Annotated in this window: 6 protein-coding genes and 1 pseudogene; 2 read left to right on the top strand and 5 right to left on the bottom strand. The window is 69.6% G+C overall.

Going from position 1 to position 6830, the window contains the following annotated elements; genetic code table 11:
- Together DQP57_RS25850 and DQP57_RS25855 are read right to left on the bottom strand one after the other, a co-directional pair.
- Positions 1 to 184: pseudogene (locus DQP57_RS25850) on the bottom strand (hypothetical protein); the annotation flags it as partial.
- Complete coding sequence (locus tag DQP57_RS25855) at positions 181 to 1215, bottom strand: nucleoside hydrolase (protein ID WP_112635696.1); 1035 nt, start codon at positions 1213 to 1215, stop codon at positions 181 to 183. The gene DQP57_RS25855 and the pseudogene DQP57_RS25850, both read right to left, overlap by 4 nt.
- Before the next feature lie 32 nt (positions 1216 to 1247).
- Here DQP57_RS25855 and cmaA1 point away from each other — a divergent pair, with 32 nt between their 5' ends.
- Positions 1248 to 2135 carry a cyclopropane mycolic acid synthase CmaA1 gene (cmaA1, locus tag DQP57_RS25860; RefSeq protein WP_112635688.1) on the top strand — a complete coding sequence of 296 codons (888 nt, stop codon included), beginning with the start codon at positions 1248 to 1250 and terminating at the stop codon, positions 2133 to 2135.
- Here cmaA1 and DQP57_RS25865 read toward each other — a convergent pair whose 3' ends face one another.
- Both DQP57_RS25865 and DQP57_RS25870 read right to left on the bottom strand, forming a co-directional pair.
- Positions 2136 to 4148: an SDR family oxidoreductase gene (locus tag DQP57_RS25865; protein WP_112635698.1), complete on the bottom strand. Its 2013-nt coding sequence runs from the start codon at positions 4146 to 4148 to the stop codon at positions 2136 to 2138.
- Between the two features lie 58 nt (positions 4149 to 4206).
- Complete coding sequence (locus tag DQP57_RS25870) at positions 4207 to 4923, bottom strand: histidine phosphatase family protein (RefSeq protein WP_112635690.1); 717 nt, start codon at positions 4921 to 4923, stop codon at positions 4207 to 4209.
- 150 nt (positions 4924 to 5073) lie between these two features.
- Here DQP57_RS25870 and DQP57_RS25875 point away from each other — a divergent pair, with 150 nt between their 5' ends.
- Positions 5074 to 5946, top strand: coding sequence for a MaoC/PaaZ C-terminal domain-containing protein (locus DQP57_RS25875; RefSeq protein ID WP_112635692.1), 873 nt, complete (start codon positions 5074 to 5076; stop codon positions 5944 to 5946).
- Here DQP57_RS25875 and otsB read toward each other — a convergent pair.
- A partial coding sequence (otsB, locus tag DQP57_RS25880) for a trehalose-phosphatase (RefSeq protein ID WP_112635694.1) occupies positions 5943 to 6830 on the bottom strand: 888 nt, incomplete at its 5' end. The two genes, DQP57_RS25875 and otsB, sit on opposite strands and share 4 nt — an antisense overlap.

Genomic DNA, 6830 nt, shown 5'->3' on the forward strand with positions numbered 1-6830 from the left:
CGGGGCCGGGGTTGACTCCCGACAGCAGCGCCTGGGCCAGATGGCGGGCGCCCAGGATCCGGGTGACGACGAGCGCCTTGCGGTCGACCCGGACCCCGTGGATGTGGTCGAGCACCTCGGCGGGTGCGGCCACCAACACCGCGCCCCACCCGGCCCGGATCAGCTCGATCGCCCGAATCTTCATTCGGCGCCCCCTAATTGCCGCGCGAAAGGACCCACCCGGTCGATGAATCGATCGAAGAACGCCGCGGCGTCCACGTCAATCCCGATCAGCGCGTTGGGTTCTCGACGATCCGTCCAATCGGTCACCGTCATGGCGCGGGTCAGGGTCCCGGTCAGTTCGATGTCCACCGTCGCCGGGCGCGTCGTGACGAGGTCGGGGTCCAGCGCGACGGCGGCGGCCAACGGATCGTGCATGTGCGCCTGATACCCGTGGCCCAGTTGGTGATAGGCCTCCAGATAGAACCGCGTCGCGTCCTCGATCACCCGAATCAGCGGATTGGACGCGCGCGAACGGGTTCCGGGTTCGTCGTGTTCGCTCAGCCGCGTCGTCGTCGACTCCGCGGCCGCGGCCAGCCGCGCAAGGTGATCCGGCGTCAACGCGACCTTGCGGGTCAGGTCCAGGCCGCATAGGATCGGAAGTCGCTGTCGTCCAATGGTTTCGGGGCACCATGCCGCCAGCACCTCGGCAGCGGCCTCGGGATCGACGCTGATGTTCCACTCCGCCACCGCGGTGGTGTTACCCCGGTGGTCGTAGGACCCGCCCATGATCACCAGGCGGCGCAGCAGCGTCGGCAGCTCGGGCTCGGCGCGCAGCGCCAGCGCCAGGTTGGTCAACGGGCCCGTCGCCACCCCGATGAGCTCGCCGGGAAAGGCCCGCGCCGCGCGCACCCAGGCGCTGGCCGAGTCGTAGTCGGTGAGCCGACCCGATCCCGGCGGCAGGTCGGCATAGCCCAATCCCCTGGGGCCGTGGACTTTTGAGGGCAACCGCATGGGGCCGGTCAGGGTCTCCGGAGAACCCTGGGAGACCGGTATGCCGGTGCGCCGGCACAGCGCCAGCAGGCCCAGGTTGTTTTCGCAAACCTGTTCCACCCCAACGTTTCCCCCGGTCGAGGCGATGCCGGCCACGTCGGCGTCCGGGCTGGCGAACAGGTAGATCAGCGCCAGCGCATCGTCCACGCCGGTATCGACGTCAACGAAAACGGGCGCATTCATTGTCTCCAACATACCGGCGCTAGGCTGGCAAGATGCCAACGACGTCGGAGCCCCCCGAGGGGACTGATCTCACGCCGCACTTCGACGATGTGCAGGCCCACTACGACCTGTCGGACGACTTCTTCCGGCTATTCCTCGACCCCACCCAGACCTACAGCTGCGCGTACTTCGAACGCGACGACATGACGCTGGAAGAGGCCCAGATCGCCAAGATCGACCTCGCCCTCGGCAAACTCGGGCTGCAACCGGGCATGACGCTGCTCGACGTCGGCTGCGGTTGGGGCGCCACCATGATGCGGGCCCAGCAAAAGTACGACGTCAACGTCGTCGGCCTCACCCTGAGCCGCAACCAGGCCGACCACGTCGAACAGCTGATCGCCCAGTCCGGCAGCCCTCGTTCGGCACGGGTCCTGCTGCAGGGCTGGGAGCAGTTCGACGAGCCGGTCGACCGGATCGTCAGCATCGGCGCCTTCGAGCACTTCGGGCACGAGCGCTACGACGCGTTCTTCACCCTGATGCACGACCTGCTGCCCGACGACGGGGCCATGCTGCTGCATACCATCACCGGGCTGCACCCGACGGAGATGGCCGAGCGTGGCATGCCCATCTCGTTCACGTTCGCCCGGTTCATCAAATTCATTGTCACCGAGATCTTTCCGGGCGGGCGGCTGCCGTCGATACCGATGGTCGAAGAGCGCGCGACCGCGAACGGCTTCACCGTGAGCCGCGTGCAGTCGCTGCAGCCGCACTACGCCAAGACGCTCGACATCTGGGCCGCCGCACTGCAAGCCCATAAGGACGAGGCCATCGCGCTGCAGTCCGAGGAAGTCTACGAGCGGTACATGAAATACCTGACCGGTTGCGCCGACGCATTCCGGATCGGATACACCGACGTCAACCAGTTCACGCTGCAGAAGTGACTACCAGTGCACCCCGGGCACCAGGCGGACCAGCCGCTTGACCGGACGGGGTGTCCGGATGCCGCGGGTGACGGCGCGCACGGGCCGGCTGGGCCTGCGCCGCGGAGTCCGCGGGGCTGGGCTCGGGGCCGGTTCGGCGGTCAGCCCGCGCGCCGCGGCCGAGTCGGGATAACCGAGGTAGAGCTGGTGCAGGACCCGCCGGGAAGTCCGCGGGGCGAAATAGTTGCCGGCCTCGGCGAGCGTGCCCAGCGGGGTGTCGATGCGGGCCGGTTTGTCAACCAGGCCACGCACCACCATCGCCGCCGCGCGCTCGGGGCTGATCGCCGGCACCGGGTTGAGCCGGTGCGAGGGCGCGATCATGGGCGTGCGCACCAGCGGCATGTGGATGTTGGTGAAGGTGATGTGGTCGGAGAGCACCTCCGTGCCCACCACGTCGGAGAACGCGTCCAGCGCCGCCTTCGACGGCAGGTAGGAGCTGTACTTCGGGTTGCGTGCCTGCACACCGGCGCTCGACACGTTGACGACGTGGCCGAATCGGCGCTCACGCCAATGGGGTAGCAGCGCCAACACCATGCGCACCGCGCCGAAGTAGTTGACCGCCATCACCCGCTCGTAGTCGTGTAGCCGGTCGGTGGAGTTGACCACCGAGCGGCGGATCGATCGGCCGGCGTTGTTCACCAGGTAGTCGACGTGGTCGAAGCGGCCCAGGATGTCCTTGACGGTGTGTTCCACCGACGCGGAATCGGTGACGTCACAGGTAAAGGCATGGGCGGCACCACCATTGGCGCGGATCTCGGCGACCAGCGAATCCAGCGCCGCGCCGTTGCGGGCCAGCGCGAACACGGTGGCGCCCCGCTCGGCGATCGCGATGGCCGCCGCGCGGCCGATGCCGCTGGACGCCCCGGTGATGATGACGTGCCGGCCCCGCAACGGTTCCCGTGCATCGTCGCGGCGCGTGCGATCGGGATCGAGGTGCTCCGCCCAGTACCGCCACAGCATGGGCGCGTAGCCGGCGAACTCGGGAACCTCGATCCCGGTGCCCCGCAAGGCCTCTCGCGTCTTCTCGCTGACGAAGGTGGGCGCCAGGTCGACCACGTCCAGCACCTCGGCGGGGATGCCCAGCTGGGTGGCCGCCATGTTGCGCACCACCCTGGCGCGACCGCGCACCTTGAGCACCGGGGCGGCCACCGCGCGGGGGAGTGACCCGCGCAGCGGCGGCAGCCCGGCCGCCTTGGCCACGCCGCGGTAGATGCCGCGCAGGCCGATGGTCTTCTCGGCGGTCAGGTGGAACGTCTGCCCGTCGCGGCCGTCGGCGTGCATCAGGGCGACCAGCGCGTCGACGACGTAGTCCACCGGCACGATGTTGGTGCGGCCGGTGTCCGGCAACAAGATCGGGGTCAGCGACGGCAGCACCGCCAACTTGGCCAGCACCCCGAAGAAGTAGTACGGGCCGTCCACCTTGTCCATCTCGCCGGTGCGCGAATCGCCCACCACCACCGCCGGGCGATAGATGCGATGACGCAGGCCCGGCGCCGAGCGCACCAGCAGCTCGGCTTCGAACTTGGTCTGGTGATAGGGCGTCGGCAGCCGCTGGCCGACGTCGAAGTCGTCCTCGGTGTATTCGCCGGGGAAATCGCCGGCCACCGCGATCGACGACACATGGTGCAACGTCGCGTCCAACCGCTGCGCCAGCGCGATCACCGCGCGGGTGCCCTCGACGTTGCTGGCCCGCTGTTCGGGTTCACCGGCGGTGATGTCATAGATCGCCGCGCAGTGCACCACGTGATCGACCCGACCCAGCTCGGCGAGCACCTCGTCGCTCAGTTCCAGCTCCGGCAGCGCGCCGACCAGCGGTTTTACCCGCTCGCCCCAATCGGTCGCGAGCCGCTCGAAGCGGCCCAGCGACTGGCGCCGCACCAGCACCCACACCCGCGCGTCGGCGCGGGACTCCAGAAGACGAGACACGACGCGGCGACCAATAAACCCGGTACCGCCGGTAACGACATACCGCATGAAGACATCGTGGCGGCGGCGGCCGCGCACGTCAACCGCCGATGTCGCGCAGTGGCGACTAGTTGTGGAAGTCGCGGATCCCGTCCCAGTCCACCAGCGTCCAGCCGGTCAGTGGGTTACCGCTGATCACCACGCGACCCGTGTTGGGGATCGGGTGGCTGCTCATCAGGCTGTCCTTGGCGTTGCGCGCGTTCATCAGCGTCCACACCATGATCGAGTTGCGGTGCGAGAACACCACCGGGTTGCGGTGGCCGCTGTTGTAGATCTTGTTGATCGCCGCGGTGAACTGGTCGTTGAACTCCTTGCCGCTGATCGACCCGGGGATGCTGTTGGAGACGTCGCCGTTGATCCAGTCCACCGGCGCCACCATGTACGTCGACTTCGCCATCGACTCGGGCCTGCCGTTGAACCAGCCGGCGTTGATCTCCTGGATGCCGGGCAGCACCTCCACCTGCTTGCCGAGTTCGGCGGCCAGCGGGGCCGCGGTCTGCTGCGTCCGGGTCATGGTGGAGGCGTAAACGCTGTCGTAGTCCTTGCGGCCGAGTTGGTGCGCGAGCTGTTCGGCCTGTCCCTTGCCCTCGGGCGTCAGGCCGGGACCCGGCACCTCGGTGTCGATGACGCCGCTGGCGTTGGCCTCGGACTGGGCGTGCCGGATCAACGTCACCGTGATGGACCGCGCCTGCGGTGAACCGCCCCCGCAGCCGGCGACGATCATCGCGGCGGTGAGGGCGGCGAGCGCCACGGAGAACGTGCGGATCATGCTGCGCTTGGGCATGGGAGATAGCCTGCCCTGCCGACCGCTTCGGTGGGAAGGGTTTGCCATGGTTTGTACCGCCCGGCGCCGTGCGGAGGGCCTTGATCATGCCCGCGCTTCGCCGGATGCCAGAGTGGACCGAGGATCCCTACCAACGATCAGGAGACTTCCATGGCGATTGATCCGAGTGCCGTCGGCGCGGTCACCGAACCCATGCAGTTCGAATGGACCGATCGGGACACGCTGCTCTACGCGCTCGGCGTCGGCGCCGGGATCGACGACCTGGCCTTCACCACCGAGAACAGCCACGACATCGACCAGCAGGTGCTGCCGACCTACGCGGTGATCTGCTGCCCGGCCTTCGGCGCGGCGGGCCTGGTCGGAAAGTTCAACTGGGCCATGCTGTTACACGGATCGCAGAGCATCCGGCTGCACGCTCCACTCCCCCCGGCGGGAAAGCTCTCGGTGGTGTCCGAGGTCGCCGACATCCAGGACAAGGGCGAGGGCAAGAACGCGATCCTGGTGCTGCGCGGCCGCGGCACCGAACCGGAGTCCGGGCAGCTGATCGCCGAGACGCTCACCACGCTGGTCATCCGGGGCGAGGGCGGCTTCGGGGGGATGCCGGGTCAGCGGCCGGTCGCCCCGGAATTCCCGGACCGCGAGCCCGACGCCCGGATCGCGCTGCCCACCCGCGAGGACCAGGCGCTGATCTACCGGCTCTCCGGCGACCGCAACCCGCTGCACAGCGACCCGTGGTTCGCCCGCGAGCTGGCCGGATTCCCCAAGCCGATCCTGCACGGGCTGTGCACCTACGGGGTATCGGGTCGCGCGCTGGTGTCCGAGCTCGGCGGGGGCGTCGCGGCCAACATCACCTCGATCGCCTCGCGGTTCACCTCGCCGGTGTTCCCCGGCGAGACGCTGACCACGCTGATCTGGCGCACCGAACCGGGCAAGGCGGTGTTTCGCACGGAGGCGTCCGGCGCGGAGGGTTCCGGCCCCCGCGTGGTGCTCGACGACGGCGCGGCGGAATACGTGTCTGCCTAGCGCGCCAGCTGGTCGGCCAGCCGGTCGGTGAATTCGGCGGCGCGCGCGGGACTGTCCAGCGCGAACAGCGCGGCGGTCGCCCGGTCGCCATCATCGCCGTGGCGCACCAGGATCGGCACGCCGTCGGTGCGCACCGCGTCGAACGCGTCCTCGTCGGTGATGTCGTCGCCGAGGTAGACCGGCGTGAGCGCCCCCGACCCGGCCTCGTGCAGGTGATCGATCACCCAGCGCAGCGTCTTGCCCTTGTCCCAGTCCAGGTCTGGGCGCAGCTCGATGACCTCGCGGCCCGTGGTGACCCGAAGCCCGTCGCGGCGGCCCGCGGCGCGCACCGCCGCCAGCGCCTCGCCGACGCGGTCGCGTGCGGCGTTGCGGTAGTGCACGGCGACCCCGAACCGCTTGTGCTCCACCACCACACCGTCGAGCCCGCCCAGCTCCTCGCGCAGGTGGGCCGCCGCCCGCTCGAGCACCGGGATCGCGGCGGCCGCGGCCTCGTTCTGGTGGTGGGTGCCGTCGGGGGCGGTCAGCTCGAAGCCGTGGCTGCCCGCGTACCAGATGCCCGGCACGCCAACGCGTTTCGCCACGTCGGCCAGGTCGCGGCCGGACAGCACCGCGACCGGGCACCGGGCGGCCAGCTTTTCCAGCGCCTCGGTGGCCCCGGCGACGGGCCGCGCCGCGTCCGGGTCGTCGACGATGTCGGAGAGCGTGCCGTCGAAGTCGAAGAACACGGCCGGGCGCCGGGAGGCCAGCCCATCGGCCAAGGCCTGCAACGCATCCGGCAGCTGCGACATCCGGCGGTCACCGGTGCGCACGGTGACCTCGCCGAGGTCGGCGACCACCGCGTCGGCCCCGGCCCCATCCAGCGCGTCGCGCCCGGCCGGGTCCAG

This window comes from Mycobacterium colombiense (assembly GCF_003284935.1).
Taxonomy (GTDB): domain Bacteria; phylum Actinomycetota; class Actinomycetes; order Mycobacteriales; family Mycobacteriaceae; genus Mycobacterium; species Mycobacterium arosiense_A.

Coding starts and splice junctions, on each gene's coding strand:
- DQP57_RS25855 (WP_112635696.1), bottom strand. CDS start 1,215: ATGAATGCGCCCGTTTTCGTTGACGTCGATACCGGCGTGGACGATGCG.
- cmaA1 (WP_112635688.1), top strand. CDS start 1,248: ATGCCAACGACGTCGGAGCCCCCCGAGGGGACTGATCTCACGCCGCAC.
- DQP57_RS25865 (WP_112635698.1), bottom strand. CDS start 4,148: ATGCGGTATGTCGTTACCGGCGGTACCGGGTTTATTGGTCGCCGCGTC.
- DQP57_RS25870 (WP_112635690.1), bottom strand. CDS start 4,923: ATGCCCAAGCGCAGCATGATCCGCACGTTCTCCGTGGCGCTCGCCGCC.
- DQP57_RS25875 (WP_112635692.1), top strand. CDS start 5,074: ATGGCGATTGATCCGAGTGCCGTCGGCGCGGTCACCGAACCCATGCAG.